This window comes from Enterobacter sp. 2VL, assembly GCF_005503595.1.
GTDB classification, from domain to species: Bacteria; Pseudomonadota; Gammaproteobacteria; order Enterobacterales; family Enterobacteriaceae; genus Enterobacter; species Enterobacter cancerogenus.
The window spans coordinates 266,387-283,712 of record NZ_SCNE01000001.1; the positions used below are offsets into that span (position 1 = coordinate 266,387).

At 60.4% G+C, this 17,326-nt stretch carries 15 protein-coding genes; 12 read left to right on the top strand and 3 right to left on the bottom strand.

From position 1 onward, the window contains the following. The first annotated feature begins 162 nt into the window (after window positions 1–162). Entirely contained in the window at window positions 163–1,662 is a 1,500-nt protein-coding gene (locus tag FFS28_RS01350) for an aldehyde dehydrogenase family protein (protein WP_137848530.1), read from the top strand. Window positions 1,663–1,733: 71 nt separating this feature from the next. Here the strand turns inward: FFS28_RS01350 and FFS28_RS01355 are convergent, their stop codons facing one another. The 3 genes from FFS28_RS01355 to paaZ form a co-directional block, all read right to left on the bottom strand. Next, window positions 1,734–2,840 carry a GGDEF domain-containing protein gene (locus FFS28_RS01355; RefSeq protein WP_137848531.1) on the bottom strand — a complete coding sequence of 369 codons (1,107 nt, stop codon included), beginning with the start codon at window positions 2,838–2,840 and terminating at the stop codon, window positions 1,734–1,736. 121 nt (window positions 2,841–2,961) lie between these two features. Further along, complete coding sequence (gene tynA, locus FFS28_RS01360; protein ID WP_137848532.1) at window positions 2,962–5,238, bottom strand: primary-amine oxidase; 2,277 nt, start codon at window positions 5,236–5,238, stop codon at window positions 2,962–2,964. A 204-nt stretch (window positions 5,239–5,442) separates the two neighbouring features. Further along, the gene (paaZ, locus tag FFS28_RS01365) at window positions 5,443–7,482 is read right to left on the bottom strand and encodes a phenylacetic acid degradation bifunctional protein PaaZ (protein WP_137848533.1); all 2,040 of its coding nucleotides are present in this window, start codon (window positions 7,480–7,482) and stop codon (window positions 5,443–5,445) included. A gap of 283 nt (window positions 7,483–7,765) precedes the next feature. On the opposite strand from paaZ, the gene paaA reads away from it, so the two are divergent. Genes paaA through paaK form a run of 11 tightly spaced genes read left to right on the top strand, consistent with a single transcriptional unit; the run spans window position 7,766 to window position 17,276 of the window. Further along, complete coding sequence (gene paaA, locus FFS28_RS01370) at window positions 7,766–8,695, top strand: 1,2-phenylacetyl-CoA epoxidase subunit PaaA (protein WP_006175063.1); 930 nt, start codon at window positions 7,766–7,768, stop codon at window positions 8,693–8,695. A gap of 11 nt (window positions 8,696–8,706) precedes the next feature. Continuing rightward, window positions 8,707–8,994 (top strand): 1,2-phenylacetyl-CoA epoxidase subunit PaaB, encoded by a 288-nt coding sequence (paaB, locus tag FFS28_RS01375; RefSeq protein WP_137848534.1) that lies wholly within the window; start codon window positions 8,707–8,709, stop codon window positions 8,992–8,994. Between the two features lie 8 nt (window positions 8,995–9,002). Next, the gene (paaC, locus tag FFS28_RS01380; RefSeq protein ID WP_102890804.1) at window positions 9,003–9,749 is read left to right on the top strand and encodes a 1,2-phenylacetyl-CoA epoxidase subunit PaaC; all 747 of its coding nucleotides are present in this window, start codon (window positions 9,003–9,005) and stop codon (window positions 9,747–9,749) included. 11 nt (window positions 9,750–9,760) lie between these two features. Further along, the gene (paaD, locus tag FFS28_RS01385; RefSeq protein WP_137848535.1) at window positions 9,761–10,258 is read left to right on the top strand and encodes a 1,2-phenylacetyl-CoA epoxidase subunit PaaD; all 498 of its coding nucleotides are present in this window, start codon (window positions 9,761–9,763) and stop codon (window positions 10,256–10,258) included. A 7-nt stretch (window positions 10,259–10,265) separates the two neighbouring features. After that, window positions 10,266–11,336 (top strand): 1,2-phenylacetyl-CoA epoxidase subunit PaaE, encoded by a 1,071-nt coding sequence (gene paaE, locus FFS28_RS01390; RefSeq protein WP_137848536.1) that lies wholly within the window; start codon window positions 10,266–10,268, stop codon window positions 11,334–11,336. Continuing rightward, window positions 11,333–12,100 carry a 2,3-dehydroadipyl-CoA hydratase PaaF gene (gene paaF / locus FFS28_RS01395; RefSeq protein ID WP_006175068.1) on the top strand — a complete coding sequence of 256 codons (768 nt, stop codon included), beginning with the start codon at window positions 11,333–11,335 and terminating at the stop codon, window positions 12,098–12,100. The genes paaE and paaF overlap by 4 nt, the downstream gene beginning before the upstream one ends. Beyond that, window positions 12,100–12,888, top strand: coding sequence for a 2-(1,2-epoxy-1,2-dihydrophenyl)acetyl-CoA isomerase PaaG (gene paaG / locus FFS28_RS01400; RefSeq protein ID WP_137848537.1), 789 nt, complete (start codon window positions 12,100–12,102; stop codon window positions 12,886–12,888). Before paaF ends, paaG begins: the two co-directional genes overlap by 1 nt. 1 nt (window position 12,889) lies before the next feature. Then, window positions 12,890–14,317 carry a 3-hydroxyacyl-CoA dehydrogenase PaaH gene (gene paaH, locus FFS28_RS01405; RefSeq protein ID WP_137848538.1) on the top strand — a complete coding sequence of 476 codons (1,428 nt, stop codon included), beginning with the start codon at window positions 12,890–12,892 and terminating at the stop codon, window positions 14,315–14,317. Further along, the gene (gene paaI / locus FFS28_RS01410; RefSeq protein WP_006175071.1) at window positions 14,307–14,729 is read left to right on the top strand and encodes a hydroxyphenylacetyl-CoA thioesterase PaaI; all 423 of its coding nucleotides are present in this window, start codon (window positions 14,307–14,309) and stop codon (window positions 14,727–14,729) included. Before paaH ends, paaI begins: the two co-directional genes overlap by 11 nt. After that, window positions 14,729–15,934: a 3-oxoadipyl-CoA thiolase gene (gene pcaF / locus FFS28_RS01415; RefSeq protein WP_088207338.1), complete on the top strand. Its 1,206-nt coding sequence runs from the start codon at window positions 14,729–14,731 to the stop codon at window positions 15,932–15,934. The genes paaI and pcaF overlap by 1 nt, the downstream gene beginning before the upstream one ends. Before the next feature lie 25 nt (window positions 15,935–15,959). After that, complete coding sequence (gene paaK / locus FFS28_RS01420) at window positions 15,960–17,276, top strand: phenylacetate--CoA ligase PaaK (RefSeq protein WP_042319744.1); 1,317 nt, start codon at window positions 15,960–15,962, stop codon at window positions 17,274–17,276. Window positions 17,277–17,326 lie beyond the last annotated feature (50 nt).

Genomic DNA, 17,326 nt, shown 5'->3' on the forward strand with positions numbered 1-17,326 from the left:
AGGAAAGAACGCTCATGCGGAACAGCGATATAAGCGGTAATTATCACGTTTTGCGGAGCCTGTCACAGGTGGCAAAGCGAATGTCATACAGACAAAAGCGGGATGGCAAAACCCCTCTTAGACTGCATTAACATCCTGAGAAGAATAACCAAGGAGTACCCGATGTCTGAATCACAGGTAGCCGCTCTGCCGTGCGTGCAACAGTTTCTCGACCGTCACCATGGCCTGTGGATCGAAGGGCGCGAAGTGGCGTCTGACGGCGAAAAACGCCTGAACGTCTATAACCCGGCGACGGGCGAGGTGATAGCCTCAACGGCGGATGCCAGCGTGGACGATGTGGATCGCGCAGTGATGTCTGGCTGGCGCGCCTTTGTTTCGCGCAGCTGGGCGGGAAAACTGCCCGCCGAACGCGAGCGCATTCTGCTGCACTTTGCCGACCTGGTCGAGCAGCACGGCGAGGAGCTGGCGCAGCTTGAAACGCTGGAGCAGGGGAAATCCATCAACATCTCCCGCGCCTTTGAGGTCGGCTGCACCTTGAACTGGATGCGTTATACCGCCGGGCTGACGACCAAAATTGCGGGCAAAACGCTCGATCTCTCTATTCCGCTGCCGCAGGGGGCGCGTTATCAGGCGTGGACCCGTAAAGAGCCGGTCGGGGTGGTGGCGGGGATCGTACCCTGGAACTTCCCGCTGATGATCGGCATGTGGAAAGTGATGCCCGCCCTGGCGGCTGGCTGCTCAATCGTTATCAAACCCTCTGAGACGACGCCACTGACCCTGCTGCGCGTGGCGGAACTGGCGAGTGAGGCGGGTATTCCGGATGGCGTGTTCAACGTCATCACCGGCAGCGGAGCCACCTGCGGTGCAGCCCTGACGTCGCATCCGCGCATAGCCAAGGTGAGTTTTACCGGCTCTACGGCGACGGGGAAACAGATTGCGCGTACGGCTGCAGAGACGCTGACGGGCGTCACGCTGGAGCTGGGCGGTAAAAACCCGGCTATCGTCCTGAAAGACGCCGATCCGGCATGGGTCATTGAAGGGCTGATGACCGGCAGCTTCCTTAATCAGGGGCAGGTTTGTGCGGCAAGCTCGCGCATCTATATCGAAGCGCCGCTGTTTGACACGCTGGTGAGCGGGTTTGAGCAGGCGGTTAAATCCCTCAGCGTCGGGCCGGGCATGTCGCCGCAGGCGTTTATTAACCCGCTGGTCTCCCGCGCCCACTGCGATAAGGTCCAGACCTTCCTTGATGAAGCCGCCTCCCGAAAGGCCGAGCTTATCAGCGGCAGCCGCGGCCCGGACGGGAAGGGATACTATGTTTCACCGACGCTGGTGGTTAACCCGGACGCGTCGCTGCGACTCACCCGTGAAGAGGTTTTCGGCCCGGTGGTCAACCTGGTGCGGGTCGCGGATGGCGAAGAGGCGTTACGGCTGGCTAACGACACCGAATATGGCCTGACGGCCAGCGTCTGGACGCAAAACATCAGCAAGGCGCTGGAATACACCGACAGGCTGCAGGCCGGCACCGTCTGGGTAAACAGTCATACCCTGATCGATGCCAACCTGCCGTTCGGCGGCATGAAACAGTCTGGCACCGGGCGTGACTTTGGCCCGGACTGGCTGGACGGCTGGTGCGAAACGAAGTCGGTGTGCGTGCGGTATTAAAAAACAAGCCGGGTGGCGGGTTTTGTAGTCCGGGTAAGCGCAGCGCCACCCGGCTTCATTTAAAGCGACATTTAAAGCGACCACCGATCCCGCCCGGCCTCCTTTGCCCGGTACAGCGCGGCGTCAGCGCGGGCGAGAAGCTCCGTTCCGGCCAGCCCCTCGGCCATCTCTGCGATCCCCATACTCACGGTAACGTATTCGCTGGCGTTTGAGGCGCTATGCGGGATTGCGGTGGCACGCAGTTTCTCCTGAATGCGCAGGGCAACCTGCTCAGCTCCCCGTAGCGGGCAATCGAAGAGGATCACCACGAACTCTTCGCCGCCGTAGCGGGACACCACGTCATTCGGCGTGCGCACCGACTGCTTCAACACCTGGGCTACGGACGTTAAACAGGCATCCCCCGCCTGATGGCCGTAGGTGTCGTTGTAACGCTTGAAAAAATCGACATCAAGCATGATCAGCGAGAAGGCCTTTTTGCGTTCGGTCGCATCCTCCAGCAGGGTCTCCATCGCCCGGCGATTCGCGGTCTGGGTTAACGCATCAAGATGTGCGAGCGCGTCCAGACGCAGGATCAGGCGCTGATTCTGCTGGTTCCGCCGCCAGGCCTCTTCAAACCAGCGGTGCAGAATAAACCGCCCGCAGACGAGGATGAGCGTAAACACTCCCCAGATAACGGCAAAGCGCAGGTTAATCCCGTGGTTGAGCGCAATACTGGCCACCGGCAGCGCAATCCACAGCGGCAGGAGAAATGCCAGCAGCCCTGACGGGTAAAAATAGAGCGCCGTCATTCCCGCAAGCATCAGGATCACATAGACAGGCCAGGCATGAGGGAGTTGGGCAACCGCGATGAGCCAGTAGCTGCACAACGACCACAGCAGGCTGCAGATAAACAGCACGATGCCGATACCGGCAATATGCCGCCAGGCCATCACCACCAGCGTGGCCGAAAGTAAAATGATGCCCAGCATCGCGGTGTCGACCATCGTTGTCAGCGGTCTGGACGCGCCCAGCAGCGTATCCATGTGGCCCACGATAGTGTTACGCAGCAGAAGCATGACCGCCAGGCTCAGGTTCACAAAGGCCAGCCACGGGAGATTCATTGCCAGACCGTGGCGCACCATCGATTTGTGGGTGGGCCATGTCGCGAGTTCAGGCGTCGTATTGCGTCTTTTTTCCATGAAGGTGGGATCCCGTCCGGGGGGGCGTGCATGCCAGAGGTTTATCTTTAACTATAAGCAGCCTCGATTATTCATCAAATCAATGAGCATAAAAAACCGGGCGTTGCGCCCGGCGTGATGGTTATTGCTGTTGCTCTTTTTTCTTACCCAGCGTCGGCGTTTCGTCGAAGAAGTTCCACGGTTTGAGCAGGGTATGTACCCATTCTGTCGGCATGATCGGCCACTCCTCCGCGCGGGCAACGTGGGTGGTGCCGGTGGTCATCCAGACCACGTCATCCTGGTCGTTCACCGACTCGTTATCCTTGCTGTACTGCCCCAGGCCGGTATCGTGGGTTGAACGGTTCGGGAATTTGCCTTCCGGGTACATCTCGTTGGGATGGTAACGCGTTACCCACAGCTGCTTATCCATAAAGCTCAGACGGTGGTAAATCCACTCGTCCTGGGCAAACTTCGCGCCGGTGGCAACCGGGTGCGTGCCGCCCGCGTACGGGATAATCTGATACGAGACCGGGTTGCCCATGCGGTTCTCTTTCGTTGTGTTACTCAGCAGACGAATGGTGCCCGGGTCGAATTTTTGCGCGGCCTGCAGTTCACTGTCGATATCGTACTGATTGACCTGCATGGTGCTGGTGCGGGGACCGCCTGCGGTATTCGGCTTCACTTCCGGATCCATCGCCACCAGCTTGTTATTGGTTCCGTCCACGTCCAAATCCAGACGGAAGTTATAGATGTGCTGATGCGTGGTCCCAACGATGTTGTGGTCGATCAGCGTTCCGTATCGGGTGTCATCTTTGGCGGTGGCGTCATGCATGGTTTTCGCCTGCACGCCTTTAACCGCCTCGATCCCCGTCGCGCCTGCATCAATGCCGATGGTGCCGTTTTCGTGGAATACCCAGTCGAAGATGTAGTCGTAATTTCCCACGGTGCTTACCCAGCGCACCACCAGTTCGCGGCGCTCGGCGCTGACGTTCGGCTGGCCCATCTCCTGATGTTTATACTCCGGCCCGGCATAGCGTTCAAAAATGGCGATAGCGCGCGGGATCTCCATCGGTGCGCCGGTGTAGTCGGGAATTGTCTCGTTCAGCAGTACGGCGTTAGAGGGCACGTCTTTGCCGCGCACCAGCGGTGAGGTCAGGGTGCCCATACCGTAGTCCCCGGAATCAAGATAGGCTTTGAAGTACCAGCCCACATCCGGGTCGCCGTACGGAACAATCATCCCGCCCAGCGATCCCTGGTACATCACCTGACGTTTTTTACCGTTATCGTTGTACGTAACGGTAGAGAGCATCGGCCCGACGCGCGAATCCAGGCTCAGGTGGAAATCCCAGTTCTGCCAGTGGACCATATCGCCGGTAATGGTGTAATTCTTCCCCTCTGGCTCGATGATCTCCAGCGGTTTTTTGGCTGTTTCAATGCGGTCGCGGCCATCATACGGGCGGGGCGTGAGCGGTACGGGGACCACCGGGCCTTCCTCAATTTTCTGGATTTTCTTCTGTTCGAGATCGACCACCGCGACCAGGTTTTCAATAGGGTGCGCCCAGTAGTTGCCATCGCCCACATCAAGGTAGCTCACCACTTTCAGCAGGCGGTCCTCTTGTTTCAGGCCATCTTTCCCGTCGAAATAGCCCACGGTCAACGGGGTGGTGATCACCTTCTTCGTGTCGGTGATACCGCGTTTTTTCAGCACCGCAGCAAACTCTGCGCTGTCGTTAATAATCTGCTGCACGGTAGCAAAGTCGTCCAGCAGGACCATGCCGTGGGCGTCTTTGATGGTTTCCCAGCGCAGGATCTTCTTATCCTTCAGGTCCACCAGGCTTTCGATGATCTGTTTCCCGTCCAGCAGGGTGAGGTTCGCCTGGCGGGGAGCGTCCACCGCCGTGCCGTTGAGCACAAAGTCCCAGACTTTGGCTTTCTCCGGCTCGGCCAGCGCAATCTGGGTGAAACGGGTATTGGGTTTGAAGTCGGCAGAGGCTTTCACAATCTCAACAGCCTGTTTGATCTCCTCCGCTGTCAGCGCATTGAGGGGATGAGGGCGCTTTTCTACCTGGAACGTCTGATCAAGGCCTGACTGAAACACATCGTTGATAAAGGTCTCCGGGATAAACGCCTGGTTATTCTTCATCACGACCGGTACCTGCAGCGTCAGCGGCTTGCCGTTAACAATGGCGGTTTTCGCGCCCGGCTTAACCTTCACAAACGCACCGTCTTTCGAGAGGGTGAACATTTGGGCGTAATCATCCCACTTCACATCCGCGCCAAAGTCTTTCAGCGTTTTTTCCATCGGCACCATGTGCGCCTCGCTGCCGTGAGCGAAAACAGGGGATTGCCACGCGCAACACAGCGCAATGGCCATCGCCAGCGCCGTTCTACGGGCAGAAAAAGTAGCATTGCTTCCCATCGTAGACCTCATCTTGTTGCGTTTATTGTGTTGTGTCAGCGTTATCCTGACAGCAGCCTGAGAAAAGCGTTTGCCTGCATCTGCCAGGTTATTTGTCAGGTTTGCCAGGTTAAAAAAGAGCGGGGTGACGTCACACCCCGGCAGGCCGTCGTTGGCCGGGTAAACGTCGCGTTACCCGGCAGCAAAGACGGTGAAGGAAAGGGATCAGACGTCGCCGTGCTGGCGGGCGACCAGCGTCAGAATGGAGTAAAGGGCCACGGCCTGCTGGTGCTGGTTGTAGATTTCCACTGACCACTCCACCACGCCGGTCGGTTTTTCATCGGGGGTGCGCTGTTTCTTCAGCGTTTTGCGCTTACAGGTCAGACGCACCTGAATGGTGTCGCCCGGCTTCACCGGCTCGATAAAGCGCAGGTTCTCCATGCCGTAGTTGGCGATGACCGGGCCGACGCCCGCATCAACAAACAGCCCGGCGGCAGCGGAGATCAGGAAGTAGCCATGCACCACGCGCTCACCAAAGATGGACTCGGCAGCGCCGATTTTGTCCATGTGCGCGTAGAAGTGATCCCCGCTCAGACAGGCAAAATTCACGATGTCAGTTTCCGTCAACGTACGGCGCGGCGTCAGCAGGCTGTCGCCAGGCTGAAGCTCCTCGAAGTATTTGCGGAACGGATGTACGCGGTCTTCCTGCACCTGTGCGCCGCGCACCCACTGTTTACCAATGGCCGCCAGCATAGAAGGGCTGCCCTGGATCGCGGTGCGCTGGAGGTAATGCTTCACGGCGCGCAGGCCGCCAAGCTCTTCGCCGCCGCCCGCACGACCCGGACCGCCGTGCACCAGCTGCGGCAGCGGTGAACCGTGCCCGGTTGACTCTTTTGACGACGCCTCGTTGAGGATCTGAATGCGTCCGTGGGCGCGCGCCGCGCCGGCAATGAACTGCCGCGCGGTGGCGGGTTCTGCCGTGACCAGCGTGCCCGCCAGGCTTCCGCCGCCCGCTCGGGCAAGCGCCATTGCGTGGTCGGCATGGCGATAAGGCATCAGCGTGGCGACAGGGCCAAAGGCTTCGATGGCATGGACCGCCGGGGTTTCATCCGGCTGCGGGCAGAAGAGCAGGGTCGGCGGGAAGAATGCTCCGGCGGCGTTCAGGTCGGCTTTTCCGCCAAGGCGAATCTGGCAGCCCGCGGCCACCAGGCGATCCACGTTGGCCTGCACGTCGGCACGCTGATCGCTGTTGACCAGCGCGCCCATTTTTACCCCTTCCTGCGCCGGGTCGCCCATCACCACCTTTTCCAGCCGCGCAATCAGCGCCTGGCTGACGGCCTCCGTCTGGCGCTGAGGAACCAGTATTCGGCGGATGGCGGTACATTTCTGCCCGGCTTTGGTGGTCATCTCACGCACCACTTCGCGAATAAACAGCGCAAACTCCGGCTGCTCCGGCGTGACGTCTTCACCCAGCACGCAGCAGTTCAGCGAGTCTGCTTCCATGGTGAACGGAATCGAGTTCGCCACAATATTAGGATGAAGGCGCAGGCTTTGCCCTGTTGAGGCCGAGCCGGTGAACGTCACCACGTCCTGGCTGTCCAGGTGGCTCAGCAGATCGCCTGCGCCGCCGCAAATCACGCTGATTGCACCGTCCGGCACCAGGCCGCTGTCGACGATCGCTTTCACCATCGCCTGCGTCACCTGCGCGGTGGCGGTGGCGGGCTTAATGATGGCGGGCATGCCGGCAAGCCAGGTGGGGGCCAGTTTTTCCAGCATTCCCCAGCACGGGAAGTTAAAGGCGTTGATATGCACCGCCACGCCGGATTTTGACGTTAAGACGTGGCGGGCGGCAAATCCGCCCTCTTTAGAGAGCGGGATCAGCTCGTCTTCCGGCCACAGCGTATCGTCCGGCAGCTCGCGGCTGCCGAGGCCTGCATAGGTAAACAGGGTGCCGATCCCACCCTCAATATCCACCCAACCATCGGCACGGGTCGCGCCGGTCTGGGCGGACAACGCATAAAACTGCTCTTTCTGGCTCAGGAGGTGCTTCGCCACCGCCTTCAGCATGGCGGCGCGTTCAATAAAGGTCATCGCGCGAAGTGCTTCGCCCCCGCGCTCGATGGCGTAGCGGCGCGCGGCCGCCATATCCAGCCCTTCGCTGGTGACTTCCCATAAGGCTTCACCGCTGATGGCGTGATGAATCGTGCGCTCACGGCCCCGGCCAGACTGCCAGATGCCGGACAAGAAGCTGGCTAACTGCTGCATCGCTTATCTCCAAGTGTTTCGTAATTTCACTATAGATAGTTTGATCATGAATCATAAAAATCAAGATGAGTTTTAAAGAATTGTTAACATTGTGATCTGGCAGAAGGAGAGGAGGCGCTTTAAACGCCCGCTGACAGGCCTTATTTGAAAAGCCTTGCGAGCCATGTCACAAAATAAACAAACACATCTTGGGGTTATATTTAACCTTTGTGTAACTTTTATGAAACGAAGTGATTCATCATTTTGCCTTTTTAAATAAATTTACGAATCATAAGGTGATGACGTGACGCAAGAACAACGCTTTGAGCAGCGCATAGCGCAGGAGACAGCCATCGAGCCACAGGACTGGATGCCTGACGCCTACCGCAAAACGCTGATCCGCCAGATTGGTCAGCACGCGCACTCCGAAATCGTCGGCATGCTGCCGGAGGGGAACTGGATCACCCGCGCGCCGACGTTGCGCCGCAAAGCCATTCTGCTGGCGAAGGTGCAGGACGAAGCCGGGCACGGGCTGTACCTCTACAGCGCGGCGGAAACGCTGGGCTGTGCGCGGGAGGACATCTACCAGAAGATGCTCGATGGCAAGATGAAATACTCCTCGATCTTCAACTACCCCACCCTGAGCTGGGCCGACATCGGAGTAATTGGCTGGCTGGTGGACGGCGCGGCCATCGTCAACCAGGTGGCGCTCTGCCGTACCTCGTACGGGCCGTATGCCCGGGCGATGGTGAAAATCTGTAAAGAAGAGAGCTTCCACCAGCGTCAGGGCTTTGAAGCCTGCATGGCGCTGGCACAGGGCAGCGAATCGCAGCGCCAGATGTTGCAGGACGCCATTAACCGGTTCTGGTGGCCCGCGCTGATGATGTTCGGGCCAAACGATGATAACTCCCCAAACAGCGCCCGCAGCCTGGCCTGGAAAATCAAACGTTTCGGCAACGATGAACTGCGCCAGCGTTTTGTGGATAACACCGTCCCGCAGGTGGAGATGCTGGGCATGACGGTGCCGGACGCCGATCTGCATTTCGATGAACAGAGCGGCCACTACCGCTTTGGTGAGATCGACTGGCAGGAATTTGACGAGGTGATTAACGGGCGCGGGATCTGTAACCACGAGCGTCTGGCCGCAAAACGTAAAGCCTGGGACGACGGCGCCTGGGTGCGCGAAGCCGCCCTGGCGCACGCAGAAAAACAACACGCGCGCAGCGCAGCGTAAGAGGAAACATCATGAGCAATGTCTACTGGCCGCTGTACGAAGTGTTCGTACGCAGCAAACAAGGATTATCCCATCGTCACGTGGGCAGCCTGCATGCCGCCGATGAGCGCATGGCGCTGGAAAACGCCCGCGATGCCTATACCCGCCGGAGCGAAGGCTGCTCCATCTGGGTGGTGAAGGCCAGCGAAATTATTGCCTCTCAGCCCGAAGAGAGCGGTGAATTTTTCGATCCGGCCGAGAGCAAGGTCTATCGCCATCCGACGTTTTACACCATCCCTGATGGCATCGAGCATATGTGAGGTTGGGGATGAATAACGTATCTGCATACGCCCTGCGTTTGGGCGACAACGGTCTGGTGTTGTCCCAGCGTCTTGGCGCCTGGTGCGGTCACGCGCCGGAGCTGGAAATTGACCTCGCGCTGGCGAATATCGGCCTCGACCTGCTGGGTCAGGCGCGCAACTTTCTGACCTACGCCGCCGAGCGGGAAGGCCAGGGCGATGAAGATTCGCTGGCGTTTGGTCGCGATGAACGCCAGTTTTGCAATCTCCTGCTGGTGGAGCAGCCGAACGGCAGCTTCGCTGACACCCTTGTCCGCCAGTACCTGATGGACGCGTGGAACGTGGCGCTATACGAACGCCTGATCCACAGCAGCGACGCCCGGCTGGCCGCCATTGCCGCCAAAGCGATCAAAGAAGTGCGCTATCACCTGCGCTTTAGCCGCGGCTGGCTGGTGCGTCTGGGCGACGGCACGGCGCTCTCCTCGCAAAAAATGCAGCAGGCGGTGAACAGCCTGTGGCGCTTTACGGCGGAGCTGTTCGACGCCGACGACGTTGAGCTGGCGCTGATCGCCTCCGGCGTGGCGGTTGATCCGCGCACCCTGCGCGAGCCGTGGGAACGTGAAGTGTTCGCGGGTTTAAAGCAAGCCACCCTGAGCGTCCCCGATGAAGCGGCGTACCGCACGGGGGGCAAACGTGGCCTGCATACCGAACATCTGGGGCCGATGCTGGCGGAGATGCAGTATCTCCAGCGCGTCTACCCCGGTCAGCAGTGGTAAAGGAGAGCGCTATGCAACGCCTCGTCGACATCGCACCGGCACAAATCCCGCAAATCTGGGCGCTGTTAAGCCAGATCCCGGACCCCGAAGTTCCGGTGCTCACCATCACCGATTTAGGCATGGTGCGCAGCGTAAAGGCGCAGGGCGAGGGCTGGGTCATTGGTTTTACGCCGACCTATTCGGGCTGCCCGGCAACGGAACACCTGCTGGGGGCGATCCGTGAAGCGATGACCGCGAGCGGCTTTACCCCGGTGCATGTCGTGCTCCAGCTTGAACCTGCGTGGACGACCGACTGGATGACGGCGGATGCCCGTGAACGCCTGCGGGAATATGGCATCAGCCCACCCGTCGGCCACAGCTGCCATGCCCATGCGCCTGCTGAGGTGAGCTGCCCGCGCTGTGCGAGCACCGACACCTCGCTTATCAGTGAATTTGGATCCACGGCCTGCAAAGCGCTCTACCGCTGCAATACCTGCCGTGAGCCTTTCGATTATTTCAAATGTATTTGAGGCTGCCATGACAACGTTTCACTCCTTAACAGTGGCAAAAGTAGAACCTGAAACCCGCGACGCGGTCACCATCACCTTTGCGGTGCCGGACGCGTTGCAGGACGCGTATCGCTTTCGTCCCGGTCAGCATCTGACGCTGAAGGCAACCCTTGGCGGCGATGAACTGCGCCGCTGCTACTCGATTTGCCTACATGCCGCGCCGGGTGAAATCAGCGTGGCGGTGAAAGCCATAGAGGGCGGGCGCTTCTCCCGCTATGCCCGCGACGAAATCAAGCAGGGTATGGCGCTGGAGGTGATGGTGCCCCAGGGGCAATTTGGCTACCAGCCGCAGGCCGAACGTCAGGGGCACTATCTGGCGATTGCCGCCGGGTCGGGCATTACCCCAATGCTGGCGATTATCTCCGCCACCCTTGTCACCGAACCCAATAGCCACTTCACCCTGATTTACGGCAACCGCAGCAGCCAGACCATGATGTTCCGCAGCGCCCTGGCAGACCTGAAGGACAAATATCCGCAGCGGCTGCAGCTGGTGTCCATCTTTAGCCAGGAGACGCTCGACAGCGATCTGCTGCACGGGCGCATCGACGGCGAAAAGCTGCAGGCGCTGGCAAAAACCCTGATCAACTTCCGCCAGTATGACGAAGCCTTTATCTGCGGCCCGTCGTCAATGATGGATGATGCCGAAGCGGCCCTGAAAGCGCTGGGGATGCCGGAGCAATCCATCCACCTTGAACGCTTTAATACGCCGGGCTCCGCGATCAAACGTACCCTGAGCGTGCAGACGGAAGGCCAGAAAGTCACCGTTCGTCAGGATGGACGCGACCGCGAGATAACCCTGACGGCGGACGATGAGAGCATTCTTGATGCCGCGCTGCGCCAGGGGGCAGATTTGCCCTACGCCTGCAAGGGCGGCGTCTGTGCCACCTGTAAATGCAAGGTGCTGCGCGGAAAAGTGGACATGGCAACCAACTACAGCCTGGAGCCGGATGAACTGGCGGCAGGCTACGTACTGAGCTGTCAGGCGCTGCCGTTAACCGCCGACGTGGTGGTCGATTTTGATGCGAAGGGGATGGCATGAGCGAACTGATTGTCACCCGTCATGGCCGCGTGCTCCAGCTGACGCTGAACCGCCCGGCGGCGCGTAATGCGCTGAATAACGCCCTGTTAAGGCAAATCGCCGACGCGCTGGAAAGCGCTGCGGTTGATGGCGATATCTCCGCCTGCGTGATCGCCGGCAACGAACGCTGCTTCGCCGCCGGGGCAGATCTCAACGAAATGGCGGAAAACGATCTCTCCGCCACCCTGAACGACATCCGTCCGCAGCTGTGGGCGCGGATTAACGCCTTCAATAAACCGCTAATTGCCGCCGTTAACGGCTTTGCGCTGGGGGCGGGATGTGAACTCGCGCTGCTCTGCGACGTGGTGATCGCCGGGGATAACGCCCGTTTCGGGCTGCCGGAGATCACCCTCGGCATCATGCCGGGCGCGGGCGGTACCCAGCGCCTTATTCGCTGTGTCGGCAAATCCCTCGCCAGCAAAATGGTGCTGACCGGCGAAAGCCTCTCTGCAGAGCAGGCGCAGCGCGCCGGGCTGGTCAGCGATGTGTTCCCGGCCTCGCTGACGCTGGAGTATGCCCTGAAACAGGCGGCGCTGATGGCGCGCCACGCACCGCTAGCCCTGCAGGCAGCGAAGCAGGCGCTGCGTCAGTCTTACGAAGTGCCGCTGCAGGCCGGACTGGCGCAGGAGCGGCAGCTGTTCACGCTGCTCTCAGCCACCGAGGACCGCCGCGAGGGCATCGACGCCTTCCTACAAAAACGCACACCCGACTTCAAAGGACGTTAATTGTGGAATGTATTTTAAGTCAGATTGAGCAAGGCGTGATGACCATTACGCTGAACCGTCCGGAGCGGTTGAACAGCTTTAACGACGTGATGCACCGGCAGCTTTCCGACTGCCTGAAGCAGGCCGAGCGTGACGAGACTATCCGCTGCCTGCTGATCACCGGGGCAGGACGCGGTTTCTGCGCGGGACAGGACCTGAATGACCGTAACGTGGACCCTAACGGCCCGGCGCCGGATCTCGGGATGTCGGTGGAAACCTTCTATAACCCGCTGGTTCGCCGTCTGGCGAAACTGCCGAAGCCGGTAATTTGCGCGGTCAACGGCGTGGCGGCCGGGGCGGGCGCTACGCTGGCACTCGGTTGCGACATGGTGATCGCCGCGCGCTCGGCCAATTTTGTGATGGCGTTTAGTAAGCTCGGTTTAGTGCCCGACTGCGGCGGCACCTGGCTGCTGCCGCGTATCGCCGGACGCGCCCGGGCGATGGGGCTGGCGCTGCTCGGTGACAAACTCAGCGCCGAACAGGCGCTGGTGTGGGGAATGATCTGGCAGGTGGTCGACGATGAACAACTCTCCGCCACGGCGCAGCAGCTTGCGCTGCACTTTGCCTCGCAGCCGACCTTTGGCCTGGGGCTGATCAAGCAGGCAATGAACGCCGCCGAAACCAACACCCTCGATGCCCAGCTCGATCTGGAGCGGGATTACCAGCGCCTGGCCGGGCGCAGCGATGATTACCGCGAAGGCGTCAGCGCGTTTCTGGCGAAGCGCACGCCAAACTTTACGGGGAAATAAGATGGTGACGACGCTTCACACCGTCGCTGTGATTGGCAGCGGCACCATGGGCGCGGGGATTGCTGAAGTGGCGGCGAGCCATGGTCATCAGGTCCTGATTTACGATATCAACGCCGAGGCCATATCACGCGCTATCGACGGTATTCACCAGCGCCTGATTTCGCGGGTAGCGCGCGGGAAGGTGTCCGCAGACGACTGCGACAACATTCTGGCACGGCTGACCCCCGTCACCGACATTAACGCGCTTGCCGCGGCGGATCTGGTGATTGAGGCCGCGTCCGAACGGCTGGAGGTGAAAAAGGCGCTGTTTGCGACGCTGGCGGACATTTGCCCCCCGCAGACGTTACTGACCAGCAACACGTCGTCCATTTCCGTTACCGCCATTGCGGCGGAGATCGCGCATCCCGAGCGTGTGGCAGGGCTGCACTTCTTCAACCCCGCGCCGGTGATGAAGCTAGTGGAGGTGGTGAGCGGCCTGGCGACCTCGACGGAAGTGGCTGACGCCCTGTGCGAGCTGGCGCTGAACTGGGGAAAACAGCCGGTGCGCTGCCAGTCGACGCCGGGCTTTATCGTCAACCGCGTGGCGCGACCCTTCTATTCCGAAGCCTGGCGCGCGCTGGAAGAGCAGGTCGCTGCGCCAGAGGTGATTGACGCTGCGCTGCGCGAAGGCGGCGGCTTCCCGATGGGGCCGCTGGAGCTAACCGACATGATCGGTCAGGACGTTAACTTCGCGGTCACCTGCTCGGTGTTCAACGCCTTCTGGCAGGAGCGCCGTTTTCTGCCGTCGCTGGTGCAGCAGGAGCTGGTGCTGGCCGGGCGTCTCGGCAAAAAAAGCGGGAAGGGCGTATATGACTGGCAGGGCGATAAACCACACGTGCCGTGGCTTGCGCCGGTGAGCGACAGCTACAGCCCGATGAGCGTGCAGCGAAAAAGTGACGGTGTCACGCAAATTGATGAGGTCCTGCTGATTGAAACCCGGGGCGAAACCGCGCAGTCGCTGGCGGTACGCCATAACGGCCCGGTCGTCGTGGTGGACCGTATCGAACGGGATGTGGCGGTTATCGCCGTCGCCGCCAGCAATCCGCACTCTGCCACGCAAAAAGCGATCTTTTATCTGCAACAGCAGGGCCATCGGGTCGTGCAAATTGCCGATTATCCCGGGCTGCTGGTCTGGCGTACGGTGGCGATGATTGCCAACGAGGCGCTGGATGCTCTGCAAAAGGGCGTCGCCAGCGAGAAAGATATCGATACCGCCATGCGGCTTGGCGTCAATTACCCGAGCGGCCCAATCGCCTGGGGGGAACGCCTTGGCTGGCAGCGTCTGCTGGCGCTGCTGGAAAACCTGCAACGACATTACGGCGAGGAACGCTATCGCCCCTGTTCCCTGCTGCGCCAGCGTGCGCTTCTGGAGAGTAGCTATGAGTCATAACGCCTGGCACAACGCCCGCACTATGTATGAACAGGACGCCTGCGCACAGGCGCTGGGGATCGACATTATCGAGATGGACGAGGGTTACGCGAAAGTCACCATGACCATCACCCCGCAGATGCTGAACGGGCATAAAACCTGTCACGGCGGACAGTTGTTCTCCCTGGCCGACACCGCGTTTGCCTACGCCTGCAACAGCCAGGGGCTGGCAGCGGTGGCCTCCGGCTGCGCAATTGACTTTCTGCGTCCGGGGTTTGCCGGAGACAGGCTGACCGCCACCGCGCGGGTGAAGCATCAGGGCAAACTGACCGGCGTATACGACATTGAAATTCAGAATCAGCAACAGAAAACCGTCGCTCTCTTTCGCGGGAAATCTCACCGCATTGGCGGCAGTGTCACAGGAGAAGCCTGATGCGCGAAGCATTTATTTGTGATGGTGTTCGTACGCCAATTGGCCGCTACGGCGGGGCGTTATCCGGCGTTCGCGCTGACGATCTGGGTGCCGTGCCGCTGCGTGCGCTGCTGGCTCGCTACCCGCAACTGGACGCGGAGCGTATTGATGACGTGATTTTCGGCTGCGCCAACCAGGCGGGGGAAGATAACCGCAACGTGGCGCGCATGGCGGCGCTGCTGGCGGGCCTGCCGCAGACGGTATCCGGCACCACCATCAACCGCCTGTGCGGCTCAGGGCTGGACGCGATTGGCTTTGCGGCGCGGGCCATTAAAGCCGGTGATGGCGATCTGCTCCTGGCCGGCGGCGTGGAGTCCATGTCGCGTGCGCCGTTTGTGATGGGCAAGGCGACCTCCGCCTTTCAGCGCCAGGCAGAAATGTTCGATACCACGATTGGCTGGCGGTTTGTGAACCCGCTCATGCATCAGCAATTTGGTACTGACAGCATGCCGGAAACGGCAGAGAATGTAGCTGAATTGTTAAATATCAGCCGTGCCGATCAGGACGCTTTTGCACTGCGCAGCCAGCAGCGTACCGCGCGGGCCCAGGAAAACGGCGTTCTGGCGCAGGAGATTGTGCCGGTCACGGTTGCCGGTAAAAAGGGCGCGGTGACAGACGTTTCGGTCGACGAGCATCCGCGGGCAGACACCACCGCAGAACAGCTTGCGGCCCTGAAAACCCCGTTTCGCAAAAACGGCGTGGTCACGGCGGGGAATGCCTCCGGCGTGAACGACGGGGCGGCGGCGCTGATTATCGCCAGCGAACCTATGGCGCTTGCCCAGGGGCTGGTGCCGCGTACGCGAATCGTGGCGATGGCGAGCGCAGGCGTTGAGCCGCGTCTGATGGGGCTGGGTCCGGTACCCGCCACGCGTAAAGTGCTGGAGCGCGCCGGTCTCAGTATTACCGATATGGACGTGATCGAGCTTAACGAAGCCTTTGCGTCGCAGGCGCTGGGCGTATTGCGCCAGCTCGGTTTGCCGGACGATGCCGCGCACGTCAACCCGAACGGCGGGGCGATTGCCTTAGGCCATCCGCTGGGCATGAGCGGCGCGCGACTGGCGCTGGCAGCCAGCAATGAATTACACCGACGCGGCGGGCGCTATGCCCTGTGCACGATGTGTATCGGTGTGGGTCAGGGCATTGCCATGATCCTTGAGCGTGTTTGAGCAATCACACTGTGAGTACCCTACAATGACAAATACAACAATGCTTGATCCGATCGAAACCGCCTCCCTCGACGAGCTGCAGGCCCTGCAAACCGAGCGCCTGAAGTGGACGCTGCATCACGCCTACAGCAACGTCCCGATGTACAAACGCAAGTTTGACGCGGCGGGCGTTCACCCTGACGATTTCAACGAACTGGCGGATATCTGCAAATTCCCGTGCACCACCAAGCAGGATCTGCGCGATAACTATCCGTTCGACACCTTTGCCGTGCCGATGGAGCAGGTGGTGCGTATTCACGCCTCGTCCGGCACCACCGGCAAGCCAACCGTAGTGGGCTATACCCAGAACGACATCGATAACTGGGCCAATATCGTGGCCCGCTCTCTGCGTGCCGCCGGGGGCAGTGCGAAAGACAAGATTCACGTGGCGTATGGCTATGGCCTGTTTACCGGCGGGCTGGGCGCGCATTACGGCGCTGAGCGCCTGGGGGCGACGGTGATCCCGATGTCCGGCGGCCAGACCGAGAAACAGGCGCAGCTGATCCGCGATTTTCAGCCGGATATGATCATGGTGACGCCTTCCTATTGCCTGAATCTGATCGAAGAGCTGGAGCGCCAGATGGGCGGGGACGCCAGCCGCTGCTCCCTGCGTGTCGGCGTGTTTGGTGCAGAGCCCTGGACCCAGGCGATGCGCCGCGAGATCGAAAAACGTCTGGGTATCACCGCGCTGGATATCTACGGTTTGTCCGAAGTCATGGGGCCGGGCGTGGCGATGGAATGTCTGGAAACGGCCGATGGCCCGACCATCTGGGAAGATCATTTCTATCCGGAAATCGTCAACCCGAATGACGGGACGCCGCTCGCCGACGGCCAGCAGGGCGAACTGCTGTTCACCACGCTGACCAAAGAGGCGCTGCCGGTGATCCGCTACCGCACCCGCGATCTGACGCGTCTGCTGCCCGGCACCGCGCGCACCATGCGCCGCATGGATCGCATCAGCGGGCGCAGCGACGACATGCTGATCATCCGCGGCGTGAACGTCTTCCCGTCTCAGCTGGAAGAGGAGATCGTTAAGTTCGAACATCTCTCTCCGCATTACCAGCTGGAGGTGAACCGCCGCGGGCATCTTGATTCACTTTCTGTGAAGGTGGAGCTAAAAGAGAGCAGCTTAACCCTGACCCACGAACAGCGCTGCCAGGTGTGCCACCAGCTGCGCCACCGCATCAAATCGATGGTGGGGATCTCGACCGACGTGACGATTGTTAACTGCGGCAGCATCCCACGCTCGGAAGGCAAGGCGTGCCGGGTGTTTGATTTGCGTAAGGTGGCGGCGAACGGTTGAGATTTATTCCCCCTTACCCCAGCCCTCTCCCAAAGGGAGAGGGAGTCTTA